The sequence below is a fragment of the Microcoleus sp. C2D2 genome, assembly GCF_036702495.1.
In the GTDB taxonomy this organism is placed as follows: Bacteria; Cyanobacteriota; Cyanobacteriia; order Cyanobacteriales; family Microcoleaceae; genus Microcoleus.
In genome coordinates this window covers 37807-55277 of sequence record NZ_JAUBTO010000041.1, presented here as the reverse complement: position 1 = coordinate 55277, position 17471 = coordinate 37807, and the positions used below count along the sequence as shown (strand labels likewise).

Below are 17471 nucleotides of genomic sequence, written 5' to 3'. Positions count from 1 at the left end.
TCTGGCTTTTCGCTCATCTGACTACATTACCATATTTTTCGGCTCTCTGCGGAACTATTTTTTACCTGAATCCTTACATAAAAGGTAATGCGGCAATGGGGAGAAAAAGTGTTAGAACAGATAGAAGAAGTAAGTATAGACATGAGTGGTAATTATAAATAATTAGTACGAAAAATTTGCCCAAGTGCTGAGGTAACAGTAGACAGATTTCAGGGGGTGACAACCCGGTCTTGACCCATAGCTAACAAAGGTTAGACCCATTTATGGTAAAAAAAGATGGGGTCACTTTTCATAAGCAACCCCATCTATATAAAATGTTACCTCAATTTTACTAAAATTGTTTTTCAAGACAACTAAAAAAAGCGGAATACTTAACTCGGCAAATTTTAGTTTTTCTGCTACAAGCACATCAACAAGTAAGCATTGAATTGCTAGCAACAGTCATGCCATACCCGCTCGCATTTGAGAGTAGAAGGCGCGCCATTCAAATATTTGTGAAATTACCGGATCGAACTATTGAAAAACTGTGGTTTCCTCTGATTAAATACTTCTTTTGGACTCAATTCAACAAACAGAAAGAATTGATAGTTGCTATTGATAGGACGCAGTGGCGTGACCGAAATATATTTTTCATCTGCCTAATTTGGCAGCAAAGAGCTTTACCATTGTACTGGCAGATTTTACCCAAAAAAGGGTGCAGTAATATCCGAGAGCAAAAAAAATTAATTATCACAATTTGTCCGCTGAAAAGAAAATATAAATTCGCGGTCTCCTATGAGCGCGAATTTGGTAGCGTCAAACTTGCCAAATGGTTAGGCGAAAAGAATGTAAGGTTTGTTTTACAGCGGTTCCCGCTGTTATGAGGTACAATCAATAATAAAATATCATTGTGTAATCAAAGCTAATGAAAGCATATTCACTCGATCGAGCGAAAAAAAATAGTGACAGCATATTTAGTAGGAAAAATGTCAATTAGGAAAGTAGCCGACTAATTTAATGTTAGTAAAATTCAAGTTCAAAAACTGCTCAAGCAACAACCAACTGAGGGAAATTTACAATCTAAACAAAGGGGAAAACCGCAATGAGCGTCATCTGACTTCTAAATCTGAAGAAGTCAGAGCGCTAGTCGCAGAGCATCCCGATGCCAATGCAGGTAGAGTTGTGTGAATTATTTGCACAAAAAACCGGAAATTGGGTGAGTCGGGCAGCCATGTGTCGTTACTTACAAAAATTAGAGCTAAATCGAAAAAAAAACATGGTACAGTAGCCAAGCTGCGACAGAAAGAGTCCAAAAATTGAGAGTGGACTATTGGGAGAAAATCAAGGATATCAAGCCAGAAAACTAGCGTGCTTTTGGATGAAATAGGTATTTTATTGAGTTTGACTAGGACTCATTCTCGTTCTCAGTATGGAACAAGAGTTGCCGAAATTCAACCATTTTATCGAGGGGCAAAAGTCACAGCTATTGGCGCAATTAGTATGAACCAAGTGCTAGCAGTGATGACAATGAATGATTCAATGGATGGACGAGCATTTGCCGTATTTATTGAAAAATTTTTATGTCCTCAATTATGGAAAGGAGCCGTAGTAGTTATGGATAATACCAATTTCATAAAGTTCTGCTACAAATATAGTCTCTAAAATGAATTGCCATCCCGTCAAAGAACCAATGATTTCATTCGTCAACTTGTTTAACTCTTTTTGCACCGCAGCTCTCAACTCCTCTATTTGTTCAAATCTCAACCATTTCAATTGTTCTTTTATCTACCCTCAGAGTCTTTCTATTGGGTTTACTTCCGGGCTGTAAGCAGGTTGAAACAATAAAATCACATTTTCTGGTATACTCAAATTTAAAGAGTTATGAAATCCGACCTTATCTACTTAAATTATATGTAAATCAAGTGGATACTTACTAGCAAATAGCTCTAAGAATTTTTCAAAGCATACTGTATCCAGATGCGTAAACTTGTAAAAAGAACTCTCTCCTGTTAGTGGTTCTACTGGCCCGTACAGCCACAAATAAATAAAATCACATAGCACTTGGACTTGCGGTTTTATATCGCTCCTAGTTAACTTTCTTCTTTGAATTGTATGCAACCCCATTCGACTTTCATTTTCACTCCAATATCGCACTTTTTTCCACTGTTTTAAAAAGCTCTCACTCTGGCTCAGACTGCTTTTAATTAGAGATGACAGTTTTTTTAAAATTCTTCTACTGCCCCTGCTTTCTGTTTTTTACTCACAGGACGTGGGACTTTTAATTTTCCTTTGAGCCTATATCTGGTCCACTGATGTACTGTCCGATATGCCACTTTTACTTCACAGCAGCTTGCCAACCATTGATGTACTTCTTTGTAGCTACTGAATCCTTCTGGCTCTTGCAATTGGTTTGATAATCTCTCTATAGTTTCGCAGTTCATTATTTTTGGTCTTCCCGAACGGGGTTTCTGAAATAATAATTTTTCTATTCCTCCCGCTCGATAGCTAGACAACCATCTTTGTATTGTGGTACGATATTTTCCTAACCGCACAGCAGCCGATAATACGGTTTCTACCGTTTGCGTCTTGAGCCAATACAGGACTTGCAGTTTTTCGTAGCGAGTCGCATCTTTTTCTTTCCTCAGAAGAGCTTTCTGTTCAGATTCTGTTTCCCTAATTTCAATCTTGACACAGGACTGACATTTTTCTCCTTATATTTTGGTACTAATTCACAAAAGGTACACCTACTAACTGTAGCATTATTTTAGTAAATTTCTATAACTTACCCGCCCATAAATTAGCATCAATTGTACCAATAATTAAATCTTGCGGTGCAAGTGTCCGGAGCTTATCTCCATATTCTCCAGATTTTAATCCCATTGAGGCAATGGTAGTCACAGCTTAAATCTTTTTTACGAAGATTCACTCCAAAAACCACGTCAATGATTGATAAAATTATTGGAGTTTCCTTAAGTTAATGAACCATAAACATTTAAGAAGTTGGTTTACTCATTGCTGCTACTGTACCTCATTACAGCGGCAACCGCTGTAAGAATACAAAAAGGGCGATATATTGAAGAAGGAGAAAATTTTAAACGGTTAAGTGATTTAGGTTTAATGCCAGGTACTAGCTTTTATTTTAAGGATGTTCAAGAACCGCAAGCAAAAAGGGTTTGGCTTATTTGATATTGCAGGTTATTGTCAGCGTCGATATAGAGGTCATGGGGAAGACGAAGGTTGGTATCTGCTCACAAATTTAGGAACTCTGAAAGAAGCTGTCGCCACATTTAAATGTCGGAGTGGAATCGAAGCTATGTTCAAAGATTGTAAAACTATCGGCTATAATCTTGAAAAAAGTCACGTTTCTAGTGAGCGCTTGAAAACTTTAATTTTATTGATAGCTTTGGCGTACATTTGCGCCACTTTACAAGGAAAAGCAATTCAAAAAATTGGTATCCAAAAATATGTGGGCTGCCTCAAAGAAGTTAATCGAACTATACGCCGACATAGTAGTTTTTGGATGGGATTGTATGGTCATTCTTGGGTAATAGGAATAGAAGGTTGTGAAAAAATGATTGAGGAATTAATGGCAATAAGACGGAAAATCTACCAGTTTTCCAGAGGGGTTTGAGGGCTATGTCCCTGATGATACAGACGTTTTGACGGCGTTGTCACCTCGTGAACCAATTCAGCGCCCAACCTCAATATTCGGTCTTTATGAGTTAAAACTAGACGACCTACATCACCCTGCATAATTCGTTTAAGAAGTTTTTGAAGTCCTCTTTTGTTATAGTTTAGACTACTACCTAAATCTTGGATTGTTTCAAATTGCTAGCCATTAGTAGCACTAAAAGCTTCTAATACTTGCGCTTGACGTACTCTCGTCAGCTTTCTGGTCATGACTACTAACACGGGCATAATTAATAGTTATGCGGTCGTCTAACTGATTGAAATCTCGGTTGAGTGATCCGCTTGATATCTGCGAGAAAGAAACGTCGTTGCCCTGTGGGCGACCGCTCAAACTCGATCTTCGCAGTATCCGTCCAACGTCTTAAGTTTTGGTGGATATGCCTAATTATGAGGCGGCATATCCAATACTTATGGTCACTTCAGAAATATTCTCCCTATCGGTTGATGATAGAAACTACAGCTTAATAGTTACCCATTTGGGGAGGAATGTCAAGGGATGTCTAATAAATATCTTTCAGTTACTAACCTTCGTCAGGGGGTATTTTTATCAGTGGTCAGGCTTGGGGTACTTATTAAACCAAGAATCCTTCGCAGGAATGACGAGGAAGTGTCAAAATTAAGGTAGTGCTGCCAGAAACAGGGAAAAGGAAATCTAGCCTGTACTGGTGGCACGCTGGCAACATTGATTCCTCGCTTGTCGTGCTTGCAGGTGGTGGCGGACGGTTCGTCGCATTTAATCTCAACAGTAATTGTCAGTAACTCAAGGCTAAAGCCGTTGAGCTTGTAAGAGAAATCGAAGCAAGCTGTACTGACGAGACCGCTCGAAAGAGCAGCCGTTATTTGGGTCACAACACTCCTTGAATGCGAAGCTAGTTTTCCGCTCTGTCGCTTTCAATTAAACAGTTCTAAAGTCACGCTCAACAGTGTTGTAAGCCGAAAGAGCCCAGATAACCAGGTCGAAGCTAACATTACCCCGCAAGGGAGGCTCATAAAAGAGCAAACATTATGCGTGAGCGGGTTGCGACCTTCGAGATGGTAATTGTCCCATCGAAAGTACATCACAGAAGTACACCGAATTTAGCAATCCCCGTGTAATGGAAAGATTCACGGCGGTTGAAACCGCCGAGCCGTTTTCCACGAGCGGTCTAAAGACACGCTCGTTTCCCACCTCCCGAATTTTTTTATGAAAGATCTCACTCGTTATCGAAATATCGGCATTTTCGCCCACGTAGATGCTGGCAAGACCACCACAACAGAAAGAATCCTGAAACTGACAGGTAAAATCCACAAAATTGGTGAAGTTCACGAAGGGGCGGCGACGACTGACTTCATGGAACAGGAGCAAGAGCGCGGTATTACGATTCAATCCGCTGCTACCACCTGCTTCTGGAACGAGCATCAGCTCAACATTATCGATACTCCCGGACACGTCGATTTTACGATCGAGGTGTACCGTTCTTTGAAGGTTCTTGATGGTGGCATTGGTGTGTTCTGCGGTTCGGGTGGAGTTGAACCGCAATCTGAAACAAACTGGCGCTACGCTAACGATTCCAAAGTCGCTCGCGTCATCTACATCAACAAGCTCGATCGCACGGGTGCAGATTTTTACCGCGTTGTCGAGCAAGTCGATAAAATCCTTGGCGCTAAACCGATGGTGATGGTATTGCCGATCGGCATAGAAGAAAAGTTTTGCGGCGTAGTCGATTTGCTGACCCGCAAAGCCTGGATCTGGGATGACTCCGGCGATCCGATGAACTATAAAATTAAAGATGTCCCCGCCGATATGGTCGATGATGTCGAAACTTGGCGCGAAAAGTTGATCGAACTGGCCGTCGAGCAAGACGACGCAGTGATGGAAGAGTATCTCGAAGGCAACGAGCCGAGCATCGACGACCTCAAGCGCTGCATTCGTAAAGGTACTCGCGATCGGGCATTTTTCCCCACCTACTGCGGCTCATCGTTTAAAAACAAAGGCGTGCAGTTGGTTCTCGATGCCGTAGTTGACTACCTGCCGAACCCGATGGAAGTCACACCGCAGCCAGAAGTCGATCTCGAGGGCGAGGAAACCGGCGAGTTTGCGATCGTCGATCCCAACAGGCCATTGCGGGCACTGGCGTTTAAGATCATGGACGATCGCTACGGTGCTCTAACCTTCACGCGCCTGTACTCCGGTACTCTCTCCAAGGGCGACACCATACTCAACACCGCCACAGGCAAAACCGAGCGCGTCAGCCGTTTGGTGGAAATGCACGCCAACTCTCGCGAAGAAATTGAATCGGCCCAAGCCGGGGACATTGTGGCGATCGTGGGCATGAAAAACGTCCGCACCGGACACACCATCTGCGACCCCAAAAATCCCGCCACCCTAGAGCCGATGGTATTCCCCGATCCCGTTATTTCGATTTCGGTCAAACCGAAACAAAAAGGCGGCGAAGAAAAAATGGGAGCAGCCCTCACCAAGATGGTGCAAGAAGACCCATCCTTCCACATGGTGACGGATCAAGAAAGCGGCGAAACGATTCTCAAGGGGATGGGCGAGTTACACCTCGACATCAAAGTAGACATTCTCAAGCGCACCCACGGCATCGAAGTAGAAGTCGGCGAACCACAGGTAGCCTACCGCGAGTCGATTACCAAGCGCCTCGAAGACGAATACACCCACAAAAAGCAATCAGGTGGTTCCGGTCAATTTGCCAAAATCGGCTATGTGATCGAGCCTGGTGAGGTTGGAAGTGGCTTCCAGTTTGAGTCAAAAGTGACCGGTGGTAGCGTGCCGAGAGAATATTGGCCAGCGGTCGAAAAAGGCTTTGAAAGCTGCATCGACAAAGGCGTCTTGGCGGGATTCCCCTGCTTGGACTTGAAATTCACCCTACTAGAAGGCGGTTTCCACCCCGTTGACTCGTCAGCAATGGCTTTTGAAATTGCTGCTAAAGCGGCCTACCGGCAGTCTCTGCCTAAAGCGGGGCCTCAGTTGCTCGAACCGATTATGAATGTTGATGTATTCACTCCAGATGATTACATGGGCGACGTGATCGGCGACCTCAACCGCCGCCGGGGGATGATGAAATCTCAGGAGACAAGCCAGACAGGAGCACGGATCAAGGCAGATGTGCCGTTGAGCGAAATGTTTGGTTACATTAGCGACTTGCGTACTATGACATCTGGGCGCGGCCAGTTTTCCATGTCCTTCTCGCACTATGCTCCTTGTCCGAGCAACATCGCGGAAGAAGTGATCAAGGAAGCGAAAGAGCGTCAAGCCGCCAAGTAGTTAATTCAATGGGTTCCTAGGCTCGGCCTGGGAACCGATGTAAGCGAGGAAGAGCCTCGATCGCACAGGCAAACAGGAGGCAGAGTCTCCTGTTATGCGTCCCCCGTCGGAGAAGATCCTCCGCTACCGCACAAAACGTTCTTTCGCATAATCCCTCACCAGGGGTTGCAAGCCAGAATCAGCAGCAGTCCTTTCGATGAGCGATCGCGCTTTCAGGAACTTCAGAGAGTCTAACAGAACTCTTGTTGAGCTGGGGGGGGGTAACAAAGAGGTGTACGATATCTACCCCATAAGGGTTGCAGCCTGTATACCCTGTTGATAAAAGCGACGTTTATTTCGAGTTAACTTCATTAACTCGCTTGATTTCTAATGAATGTCGCTCGAGATACAGCATATTGCCAGCTTATGGATGACAGTAAAAGCATTTAGTAAACCAGTTTTTTAGATGTTGAGGATTCATTAAATCGAGGGATCCGGCAATTAATGTATCAATCATTTTTGTCATAGTTGGATAAAAGTGACGCAGAAAAGACCTGACGGGGTGACAACCCCGTCAAAAGCCCCACCGATGGCGGATTTGGCCAACTCGCAGCTCCAAAAAGATGGGGTCTCTGTTGTTTAAGTGTCCCCATCTACATAATTATGTTTCCTCAATTTTACCAAAACCATCTAGAAAAACAACTCAAACCGACAGAGTACCATAGGCTCAAAGCTCTGGTATATCTGTTGCAGAGCCATAAACAAGTTAGTATTACCTTGCTGCTTCTTTCTGGCCTTATCCGATTCAATTTGAGAGTCGGAGGCGTAGCCTACAAAGATTTCTGAAATTAGACTCCCTGAACATAAAAACCCTATGGTTTCCACTTGTTAAAAAAATTTAACAAGCTAAATTTAAAAATCTCAACCTTTGAAACTTGCGATCGATAGAACGCAGTGGCGATCGCATAATGTATTTATGGCCAGCCTAATTTGGGAAAAACGAAGTATCCCCTTATACTGGCGATTGCTAGACAAAAGAGGATGTAGTAATATTGACGAACAAAAAGCTCTACTCACTCCTGTGTTAGAGTTGCTATCAGATTATGAAGTGATTGTGTTAGGCGAGCGGGAATTTGGTAGTGTCAAGCTCGCATCGTGGCTCTGTCAGAGACAAGTAAAGTTTATTTTTAGAGTCAAAAAAGGGCGCTATATCCAAGAGGAGAACTCTGATTACACTCGCTGATCTGACAGGGGTTTAGTGCCGGGAACCAGTTTTTATTTAGTCTCGACAAAATTTACCAAACAAAAAGGTTTTGGGAATTTTGATATTGCTGGTTATTGGCTCCGACAAGATCGAGTAAAACAAGAAGATGTTGCGTTGGTATCTTTTGACTACTGTCGGCAGTTTAAAACAATCGATCGATACTTTCAAATATCGCAGTGGGATTGAAGCGATGTTTAAAGATTGTAAGACAGGTGGTTATAATGAGCGAGAGAAGTCACGCTAATAACCAACGATTAAGCAGTTTAATATTATTGATAGCGCTCGCCTACAGTTGTGCGATAATACAAGGTCAAAAAATCAAGACAATGGGAGTGCAAAAATATGTAGGTAGGGTAACTGAGTGCGGGCGTTCGATACGTCGTCATAGTAGTTTTTGGATAGGATTCTTGGCGTCAATGTTGGGCCCAGCGAAGCGGAGGGAATTGGCATGGAATTTTGTCAAGATATTATTACTGAATTAATGAGAATCCGGCCCAATAAACTACCTTTTTTTCAGAGGGGTATAAGGGCTATGTCCTTTATTTTATCCATGTTTTGACGGGGTTGTCACCCCGTTAGCTCCATCCAGTTTTAGTCCATTATTCACTCCAGTCAGTTTTAGTCCATGAAAATCTCGTTCTCCATTGGCATAACGAAGCAAAAAATTTTGTTGGTCTATTTCAATATTTTCAGAAACTTCTAATTTTCCTGCGGATGAGTTAATGTCTTCATTTGAGTTATTTAAGCTAGCCTCTGTACTCGCGTACAAAAGATTTTGTTGGTCTATTTCAATATTTTCAGAAGCTTCTAATTGTACGGCGGATGAGTTAATGTCTTCATTTGGGCTATTTAAGCTAACCTCTGTAATTCCGGCTGAAGCTATTTTGTTTTGATTGTCAGTATGTAATGAATTCAAAATCCATTCCGTCTGTGATCTTATTGGTCTTGCACGAAGACTATCTGTTCTCCATCCAGAGTTAGTCTTTCTTTTTACTGATACATGATTAACAAAAATCCTTTCTGGTGGAATATACCCTCTAGGTTCTAGAAAAATTTGAATTTTTTGAGTGTAGCAGTTAAAACATTATCCCCTTCCTCTATTTTATCAACAGAGCAATGTCCTGGTGTACCAGAAACCACTCGCACATCAAGCCTGGTTTGAGGTAGAGATATGTGCTTGACTTCTGATTCAAAAGCGTGAAAGGCTTGCTCTAGTAAATGGTGAGTATTGATTTGTCTTGCCGTATGTTTTGAACTCAAAAACTAACATGATTTACCTCCGATTCTTATAAGAACACACCCATAATAAACTAGAGCCGAATCAAGAAAAGCAGCCCTAGAAGGGCAGGGCTTTAGACCCATTGTTTCGGTAACTACTGTGCCGTCTGAGTCTCTGCCTCCGAGCCTGCTGATTTTGACAGCGCTGTTGGGTGCTAGCGCAGCGTTGCTGCTGTTGGCTGATAGGAAGTTGGTTGGGTGTTGACTGCGCGCTGATGGCGGTGGTGACAGTGGCTCTGGGCTCGGAACCGTTGTTATTGCTGGGTGCGGGGTCAAAAGTGGTCGATCGGCTCCCGGATGTATGGCTAATGATGCCCGTCGCTGGAACGACTAATTTTACATGGCGGTTGGTGTTGCTGCCGCTAGTCAAGCTGGGAATTGTTGGGAAGGTGACAACCCCTGTCACTGCGTCGTAAGTCCCGTTATTGGATGCCCTGACTCCCGTTAAACCGGGAATGATGCTGTCTGTAATCACTAGGTTTTCAGCAGCATTCGGTCTTTTGTTGGCGGTAGTTATAGTATAAGTCACAGAACTGCCAGCAGGAGCAGATGCGAGAGAGAGCTTAGACGTCACCAGGTCGGCGCCGGCTGCATCGATCGAGGTGGTGACTCGACCCCCCGCCTGACCGGGCCCTGCGACTATCGAGCCGTTGTTATTCGTTAAGTCGGGGTCTGGAGTGTCCGATCGGCTCAATACAATGTTAGTGATGCTCGTCAGGGTAGGCGGCGGTACAAAGCTGATGGTGCGGCTCTGGTTGGTGCCGCTGGCTAAAGTCGCGATCGCTGGGAAATCGATCGCCCCTGTGGCCCAATTGTAGGTTCCGCCGTCAGACACGGTGACATTAGTTAAGCCGGGAATCAGGCTGTCGATGATGACGGAGTTGGCCGCGGGACTCGGCCCGTTGTTGCTAGTAGTAATTGTATAAAGGAGCGTGCGGCCCCCGTTGATGCTGGCCGGAGCCGTTTTTTGGGTGACAACATCGGCCACAGCATCGATCGAGGCGGTGACGGTGGCGTTGGGGTTTGTACCGTTGTTGTTTGCCGGAGTGGAGTCGGGAGCGATCGAGGTACTTCTGGCCGTGTTGCGGATGGAAGTTAGGGTGGGCGGTACTCTGAAGCCTCTAGTCCGGGTGAGTGTCTCACGGGCGATTGCCACGGGCCCTTCGGGGACAATGCCTGTCGCTGGCTCGTAAATGCCGCCGTTAGATGCCGTGACTCCGGTTAATCCGGGAACTATGCTGTCAGTGATGGTTACAGATTCTGCTGGACTCGGGCCTAAATTGGCTGTGGCAATCGTGTAGCTGACCGAGCTACCGGGGGTAGCACTCGTAGAGCCGGTTTTGGTGGTTGCGAGGTCGGCGTTGAGCGCAATTCTTCTGGTAACCGTAGAGTTAGTAGGAGTACCGTCTTTGTTGGTTGGCGAGCCGTTGTTGTTAGTGGCTCGGCGATCGAAAGTCGCCTCGCTGCTCCGGGCCGTGTTGCTGATGCCGCTACGGGTGGCTGGGGCTATTACGGAATCAGGTCTCAAAAAACCAATAGAGGAGCCGGGAATCCGAGGCGGCTCCTGACCTCCGGACCCTTCTGTGGATGTTGAAAAATTGCCAAACTCGTCAAGCTCAAGGCCTAAATCACCTCCCTCCATACCGGGTATACCCGATCGGGTCGCGTAGGCACCAGAACCGCCATAACCCTCAGTCCTTTCTGGGCTGGCAGTGCCGTCAATCAAGAAGAAACCCAGGCCGTCCCCTGGCTGAGGGTTAATAGAGGGGTCCTGAGCATTATATTGCTCGTTTGAACCGTTTGAATAAAAATCAAACCGGACTGTGAAACCGTCGGTTGAACTAATGGGGTTGTTGTATATGACAAAGGCTTCCGGGTCATCTGCTGCTTTCGTCGATCGCAGAGCGCCATCGCCGGGACTCGAACCGCCCAAAGCCGGAATCATGCCGGATACTGTGCCTCCGGTAATGCCGGGGATACGTTGATTTGCTGCTGGAACCCCGTTGCTCGGATTCAACAGGGCCCCGTCGTTTCCCCCGTAAATCCCAGGCCCCCTAACTGTGGAGTTCTTGAAAGTTTCGTTTTTGCCAAGCGCGTAAGTGTAGGCTTCGAGCACTTCTTTTTCAATGGCGATACTCGCCTTTATTTCCCCGGTCGCAAAGTTTAATTCCCAGTCGCCGCCGAGTGCGGCACTCCCCGTCAAGTTGTCGGAAGCTGCAATATCTGCACCTGCAATAAAGCTCAGCCGCCGCACGAAGGCCGCGCCGCTTTCCCCCGCTGCGACGCTGCACCCGAATAACAAGATATCTCCTTTCTCGCTGAGCGCTTTTCCCCACTGCTGCAACAAATGGCTGTAGGTTTCTAAGTTGTCGCGCCACAGTTCGATCGATCCGAGTTGCACTCGGGCTTCTCGACCGTGAGAAACTATCTGAAGGCTGTCTAAATCTCTGCAATTAGCCAGAATTCTAGTAATTTGCTCGACTCCATCCCGCGTCGAGTCCAGTACAAATACCTCTGTATCGGCTGTTGCTCCTCTTGCCAAGCTGTCCCAGTTCTCTACTCTGGCATCGACGAACAGTACATTTTTTACAATCGGGGCGCCCACAGACTCGGTTGCTCGCAAAAATTCTCTGTGGGGATGCCCAATTCCCGCGCCGCCACCGAGTTTCTGGGACAGGAAACACTCCTCTGTTTTTACTTGTTTTATTGGTTTTTTCAGATGATAAGTTGCTGTTGTTCGGGAGCTTTTTCCAGCAATCCTGGCGGTAGAGTCACCTATTTTTTTGCTTAGAAGAATTGGTTTGTTGCAGATGCTTTGCATAGTCAATTTGTCTCACGGATTGTATATGATGTACCCACTTTAAGATAATAATAATTATTACCTATTGAAAAGGTTTAATTGCAGAGTAAGAGGCTCTGCTGCTCGACTTCGATCGAGAGCAACAAGCGAATTTAACTCAGCACAAAGCAGTGCTATCTTGATATTGGATAGCAGGGCAAATATCGCCGACAGAAGCGCTGAGGATTTAGAGTTTAAATCCCAATAATCTATCTATGGGGTGATATTTTGCCTTCGGCTTTCTTTTCTGTTAGCGAGCGTATCTGTTAGACACATATCTCTTACATCCCGCAGTAGATAATAACAGGACTTCTCAAAAATTTACTTGATGAGGTTTTCTGTATATCGTCTAATGGACTTTATTTGCAGAGAATTTTCACTGTTTATGGACGCATAAACCGGATTAGAGGGACGAAAAGGCTTCGTTGCAGCCCTCCATCCCGGTAAAATACTCGGTTTTTTTGGTTTTGGTGCGCAAGCCCTGTTCACAATAGCAACCAGACATTAATTAGGGAGTTATAGCCGTGACATAATTATGCCGGCCGTGCCCGAAGTGTCATTCAATTGAGATCTTGCACCATTGTCAATAACCCTTCTATGGGCGGGCTCTCCTGCCCAACCCCTACTCCCCACAAGAAAATGAACTTTTTGTGGAACAGGCCCGAAAGGCTTTTTAAGCGAGAATGGTGCCACATATGAGATGCAATTGAAATCGGCATACCCTGTACCGACGAGGCGTCTTAAAAATTCCTGACTTGCAGTCTGGAGACAGCAATGTAGGTTTGAGGCTGCGAAAGCTGCGATCGCAAAAACAGATTACTGTCGCCGACAAGCAACTTCTCAAACTGTCAACAAGCGAGTCTTCGAGCGGGTTTCTGTTTAAGGTAAATGCTCGGGACAATTGTTCGTGCACAATTTTTCAGGATGTTTTGGAGAAACTGGCTTGGAGATTTGCCCATCAGCTACTTGCGATTTTTGTCCGCTAATTTTCTTAACTGCAGGAGTTACGCCCAGGAGACTAGAAACCCTATTTATTCCGAGATTTCTCGTCGCCCAAACAAAATTTATCGTCTAAACTTGGTTTGCGATCGCAACTCCTCAACTAGAAAAACACCGATCGGAATCCGCCAGTTATGGCAACTGTCACCCAGCAATACTGCTCGATTAGGTTTTAATTGCTGAGTTTTGGCCCGGGTCGTCCAAAACAAGCTCAAACAATAATCCTTACACGTAAGTACATACTAACTCATTGATTACAACATCTGCAAATATGCGTACATATAAGCTATATCTTTTCACCGCGAGCGTCAAGAGTTCTGGCTTGGTAGTACCGACAATCTTGACAGGGTCCAGAAGGATTGACGGCGCAGCGAATGTAATTAGAGCGGGCGTTATACTCGCAAGTGATATCCCCGATCGGATAACCGAGACCTTCTATGTAGGTGCGATCGGCAATTGGTAGTTGAGTTCGCATGGGTCTATTTGCTACCGCAAGCCTAGCCACTGCAATTCTATGGCGGGCTTGGCTCTCGGCAGAGCGCATCACCCACAAAGACAGCAGCGACGGAGCTAAACCTATGAAAATAATCAGGAGAGCGGTTAACACTTTTTCAAAGCCTGCAGGTGGGAATATTTTTTTTAATTTAGACGATCCGTAACAGAAAATCCTCCCGGAAAAGACGGTTTTAAATCACAAAAGTTCCGGGCCAAGTCTGAAACTATTATGCCGTTAACCGCCCGTGTGTTAACCGTTTGTTGGCGGGTGTATCGCTTCCGGTTGCACCGTCGCTGCTTGTTGACTGTTGACTGTTGACTGTTGACTGTTGACGAATGACTAATGACTAATGACTAATGACTAATGACTAATGACGAATGCAAGTCATCATAAAAATCAGAGGACTTGGATTCATCACTACAGACGCGAGGCGAGGTTATTCTACAGGGCTAGATATGAAAAACCGGGTCGAGTTCAAAAACAACCAAGCCAGAAAAGAGCGCAGCTATTGTTTGAGAAACTCGGTTTCTCTCAAAAACCAAAACGGTTACACTTTAGCAACCTCCCTCGCTAAATCCATTACCGCACCGGAAGCCTCTACCTTAGCAACATCTAACAAAGTCTTCAAAACCGAATCGGGATTCAAACTAATCGAATCAATTCCCAACTCAACCAAGAAACGAGCAAACTCAGGATAATCGCTGGGCGCTTGACCGCAAATCCCAATCTTGCGATCGTAATTCTTCGCCGCTTTAATAGCAATTTCTATCATTCGCTTGACAGCTTCATTCCGTTCGTCAAAAATGTGCGCGACTAAACCAGAATCCCGGTCTAATCCTAATATTAGCTGAGTTAAATCGTTAGAGCCGATCGAGAATCCGTCAAAAACTTGCGCGAATTCGTCAGCAAATATGACATTGCTCGGCAATTCGCACATCACATACACTTGCAAGCCGTTTTCGCCCTTGACTAAACCGTGTTTTGCCATCTCGGCCAACACTTTCCGCCCTTCCTCCGGGGTGCGACAAAATGGAATCATCGGAATCACATTTGTCAAGCCCATTTCGTCGCGAACTCGCTTCAATGCTTTGCATTCCAAAGCGTAAGCTTCGCGGTAATTCGGGTCGTAATAGCGAGACGCGCCGCGCCACCCGATCATCGGGTTTTCTTCCTTGGGTTCAAACTGCCGCCCTCCCAAAAGGTTAGCATATTCGTTGCTCTTGAAATCGCTCATCCGCACGATGACTTGATTTGGATAAAATGCGGCGGCAATTGTGGCAATTCCGTGAGCTAGTTTGTCGGTGAAAAAATCGGGTTTGTGTTGGTAAAGCGCTGTCAGTTCTGCAATTTCTTCCTTGACTGATTCATCGGCCAATTCGTCAAAGTGAATCAGTGCCAGCGGGTGTGCTTTAATGTGATTGGCAATGATAAATTCCAGCCGCGCCAAGCCTACGCCGTCGCAAGGAATTGCTGACAAACCAAAAGCTTCTTCTGGATTTCCCACATTCATTAAAATTTGAGTGCGGGTGCGGGGCAAATTCTCGATCGCAGTTTCTTGAATTTCAAAAGGAAGCAAACCGGCATAAACTTTGCCTTCGTCTCCTTCCGAACAAGAAACAGTGATTTCTTGATGGTTTTTCAAGATTTGGGTGGCGTCGCCGGTGCCGACAATGGCGGGAATTCCCATTTCTCGGGCGATGATCGCGGCGTGACAAGTGCGGCCGCCGGAATTGGTGACGATCGCACTTGCTTTTTTCATAATCGGTTCCCAATCCGGGTCGGTTTTGTTGGTAACTAAAACTTCTCCTGCTTGAAATTCAGCGATTCTGTGAACATCTAAAATCACGCGGGCTTTGCCTTGTCCGATTGATTCGCCAACGGCGCGTCCTTTTGCCAAAATTGCACTGGAACCTTGCAATTTGTAGTTGCGCAAAACTTTAGCCGACTTTTGAGATTGTACTGTTTCGGGTCGCGCTTGGACGATAAACAATTCGCCCGTATTGCCGTCTTTTGCCCACTCAATGTCCATCGGGGTATAAGTCCCGCGCACTTGAGAGTAGTGTTCTTCTATGACTGCGGCCCACTCTGCTAGTTGCAGAATTTCATCATCTTGTATGGCAAATTTATTTTTTTCGGCTGCTATCACCGATACGTTTTTGGTGTATTTAGAACCGCCGATATCGTACACCATTTTGAGTGTTTTGCTGCCGAGGCGTTTGTCTAAAATCGGGCGAAAACCTTGTTTTAATGTTGGTTTAAAGACGAAGTATTCGTCGGGGTTGACGGCGCCTTGGACGACGTTTTCGCCTAATCCGTAGGCGGCGGTGACTAATACGGCGTTTTTGAATCCGGTTTCGGTGTCGATGCTGAACATGACGCCGGAGGATGCTAAGTCCGATCGCACCATTTTTTGCACGCCGACAGACAAGGCGACTTCAAAGTGGTCGAATCCCCGCTGTTGGCGGTAGGAAATCGCTCTGTCGGTGAATGTGGAGGCGAAGCATTTGTGACAGCATTCGAGGACGCCAGCGCAAGCTTGGACGTTGAGGTAGGTTTCTTGCTGTCCCGCGAAACTGGCGTCTGGTAAGTCTTCGGCGGTGGCGGAGGAACGCACTGCTACGTCGGTATTGTCGCCGTAGCGATCGCACAATTTCTCGTAAGCATCCGCGATCGCCGCTTGCAATGCTCGCGGAAACGGCGTATCCAGAATCAATGACCGCGCTTGCTTGCCTTTTTGTCGCAGGCTCTGCAGATCTTCTACGTCTAAATCCGCAAAAATTTCGCGCAATTTAGCTTCTAAACCCGCCGACTCGATGAAGTAGCGGTAAGCGTGTGCTGTAGTTGCAAATCCATTGGGAACCCTGACTCCTTTGGCGCTTAACTGTTGAATCATTTCCCCCAAAGAAGCATTTTTCCCACCTACTAATGGGATGTCGGCGATGCCGACTTCATCAAACCACAATACTAAGGCTTTTTCTTTGGGAATTAAAACTTGTTTTTCTTGAATAGCTAATTTTTCGAGCATTGCTTTTTTCCTCTCAACTTCAGCTCAGTTCGGTCAAAAAACAGTAAACAAATGACAGTAAAAAAACTGCTGTCATTTTTTTGACGTAGTTTTGTTGCGAAAAATCTCTAAGTTCTCCCGAGGCTGTATCAATCGACTTTTCGATTTCCTCTATTTCAAGATTATCACTTTTTTGCTAAATAGCAAGGCCTGTGGAGATAATTTATTTAATTGCAAAAAGTAAAGAAATGGCTCTGGGGAGATTATGTAAGCTATCATAAAAAGACTGGTGAACAGATGAATATCGAAGATAGTTGCCACCGCTTTTTTGGCGCTGAGCGCGAATTGGTGCGGCGATCGCGCTCGGATTGTGTTGCTAGGGGAATCGAAGGGCAACAAAGGGTGGGTTTCGCTCGCGCGAGCCAAACCCACCCAAAAACGGATACAAGTTTCCGACAAAAGTCGTGAGCCGGCCAAAATTTTATACTAAGGTTCAACCTCCCCGATTCATCTGTGGAGTAAATCTCAAATCTCAAATCTCAAATTGACTGACAGGGGATCTCGCCCAAAAAACAAAACACCAAGCAGCTTAGTTTCCTCCTGAAACCGAGCTTCTAAAAACCGTAAAAATTTTTCCTTTGATTGCGTAGATTTACTTAGAGCAAAAACACAGTC

11 protein-coding genes and 1 pseudogene are annotated in these 17471 nt (G+C 45.4%); 5 read left to right on the top strand and 7 right to left on the bottom strand.

The genetic code is table 11. The features are described from left to right. The first annotated feature begins 1347 nt into the window (after positions 1–1347). On the top strand, positions 1348–1641 hold the full coding sequence (locus QUB61_RS15620; RefSeq protein ID WP_333129763.1) for a transposase: 294 nt from the start codon (positions 1348–1350) through the stop codon (positions 1639–1641). A 560-nt stretch (positions 1642–2201) separates the two neighbouring features. Here the strand turns inward: QUB61_RS15620 and QUB61_RS39920 are convergent. Further along, a complete protein-coding gene (locus tag QUB61_RS39920) occupies positions 2202–2624 on the bottom strand; it encodes a helix-turn-helix domain-containing protein (RefSeq protein WP_445300246.1) in 423 nt (140 codons plus the stop codon). A gap of 500 nt (positions 2625–3124) precedes the next feature. Here QUB61_RS39920 and QUB61_RS15615 point away from each other — a divergent pair, with 500 nt between their 5' ends. After that, positions 3125–3610, top strand: a complete 486-nt coding sequence (locus tag QUB61_RS15615) for a hypothetical protein (protein WP_333129765.1) — start codon at positions 3125–3127, stop codon at positions 3608–3610. Positions 3611–3660: 50 nt separating this feature from the next. On the opposite strand, the pseudogene QUB61_RS15610 reads toward QUB61_RS15615, so the two are convergent. Next, positions 3661–4048: pseudogene (locus QUB61_RS15610) on the bottom strand (IS607 family transposase); the annotation flags it as partial. 152 nt (positions 4049–4200) lie between these two features. Then, positions 4201–4518, bottom strand: a complete 318-nt coding sequence (locus QUB61_RS15605; protein WP_333129767.1) for a hypothetical protein — start codon at positions 4516–4518, stop codon at positions 4201–4203. Positions 4519–4852: 334 nt separating this feature from the next. Between QUB61_RS15605 and fusA the strand changes: the two genes are divergently transcribed. Then, positions 4853–6937, top strand: a complete 2085-nt coding sequence (gene fusA / locus QUB61_RS15600; RefSeq protein WP_333129769.1) for an elongation factor G — start codon at positions 4853–4855, stop codon at positions 6935–6937. Between the two features lie 907 nt (positions 6938–7844). Continuing rightward, positions 7845–8159: a hypothetical protein gene (locus QUB61_RS15595; RefSeq protein WP_333129771.1), complete on the top strand. Its 315-nt coding sequence runs from the start codon at positions 7845–7847 to the stop codon at positions 8157–8159. Positions 8160–8724: 565 nt separating this feature from the next. Here the strand turns inward: QUB61_RS15595 and QUB61_RS15590 are convergent. From QUB61_RS15590 to ppsA, 4 genes are all read right to left on the bottom strand, one after another. Continuing rightward, entirely contained in the window at positions 8725–9096 is a 372-nt protein-coding gene (locus tag QUB61_RS15590) for a hypothetical protein (RefSeq protein ID WP_333129773.1), read from the bottom strand. Between the two features lie 420 nt (positions 9097–9516). Next, positions 9517–12279, bottom strand: a complete 2763-nt coding sequence (locus QUB61_RS15585) for a DUF4347 domain-containing protein (RefSeq protein WP_333129776.1) — start codon at positions 12277–12279, stop codon at positions 9517–9519. 1303 nt (positions 12280–13582) lie between these two features. Continuing rightward, positions 13583–13903, bottom strand: a complete 321-nt coding sequence (locus QUB61_RS15580; protein WP_333129778.1) for a DUF6464 family protein — start codon at positions 13901–13903, stop codon at positions 13583–13585. A gap of 436 nt (positions 13904–14339) precedes the next feature. Further along, entirely contained in the window at positions 14340–16817 is a 2478-nt protein-coding gene (ppsA, locus tag QUB61_RS15575) for a phosphoenolpyruvate synthase (protein WP_333129781.1), read from the bottom strand. A 276-nt stretch (positions 16818–17093) separates the two neighbouring features. Between ppsA and QUB61_RS15570 the strand changes: the two genes are divergently transcribed. Further along, positions 17094–17264, top strand: coding sequence for a hypothetical protein (locus tag QUB61_RS15570; RefSeq protein ID WP_333129784.1), 171 nt, complete (start codon positions 17094–17096; stop codon positions 17262–17264). The last annotated feature ends 207 nt before the right edge of the window (positions 17265–17471 follow it).

Coding starts and splice junctions, on each gene's coding strand:
- QUB61_RS15615 (WP_333129765.1), top strand. CDS start 3,125: ATGTTCAAGAACCGCAAGCAAAAAGGGTTTGGCTTATTTGATATTGCA.
- fusA (WP_333129769.1), top strand. CDS start 4,853: ATGAAAGATCTCACTCGTTATCGAAATATCGGCATTTTCGCCCACGTA.
- QUB61_RS15585 (WP_333129776.1), bottom strand. CDS start 12,279: ATGCAAAGCATCTGCAACAAACCAATTCTTCTAAGCAAAAAAATAGGT.
- ppsA (WP_333129781.1), bottom strand. CDS start 16,817: ATGCTCGAAAAATTAGCTATTCAAGAAAAACAAGTTTTAATTCCCAAA.
- QUB61_RS15570 (WP_333129784.1), top strand. CDS start 17,094: ATGAATATCGAAGATAGTTGCCACCGCTTTTTTGGCGCTGAGCGCGAA.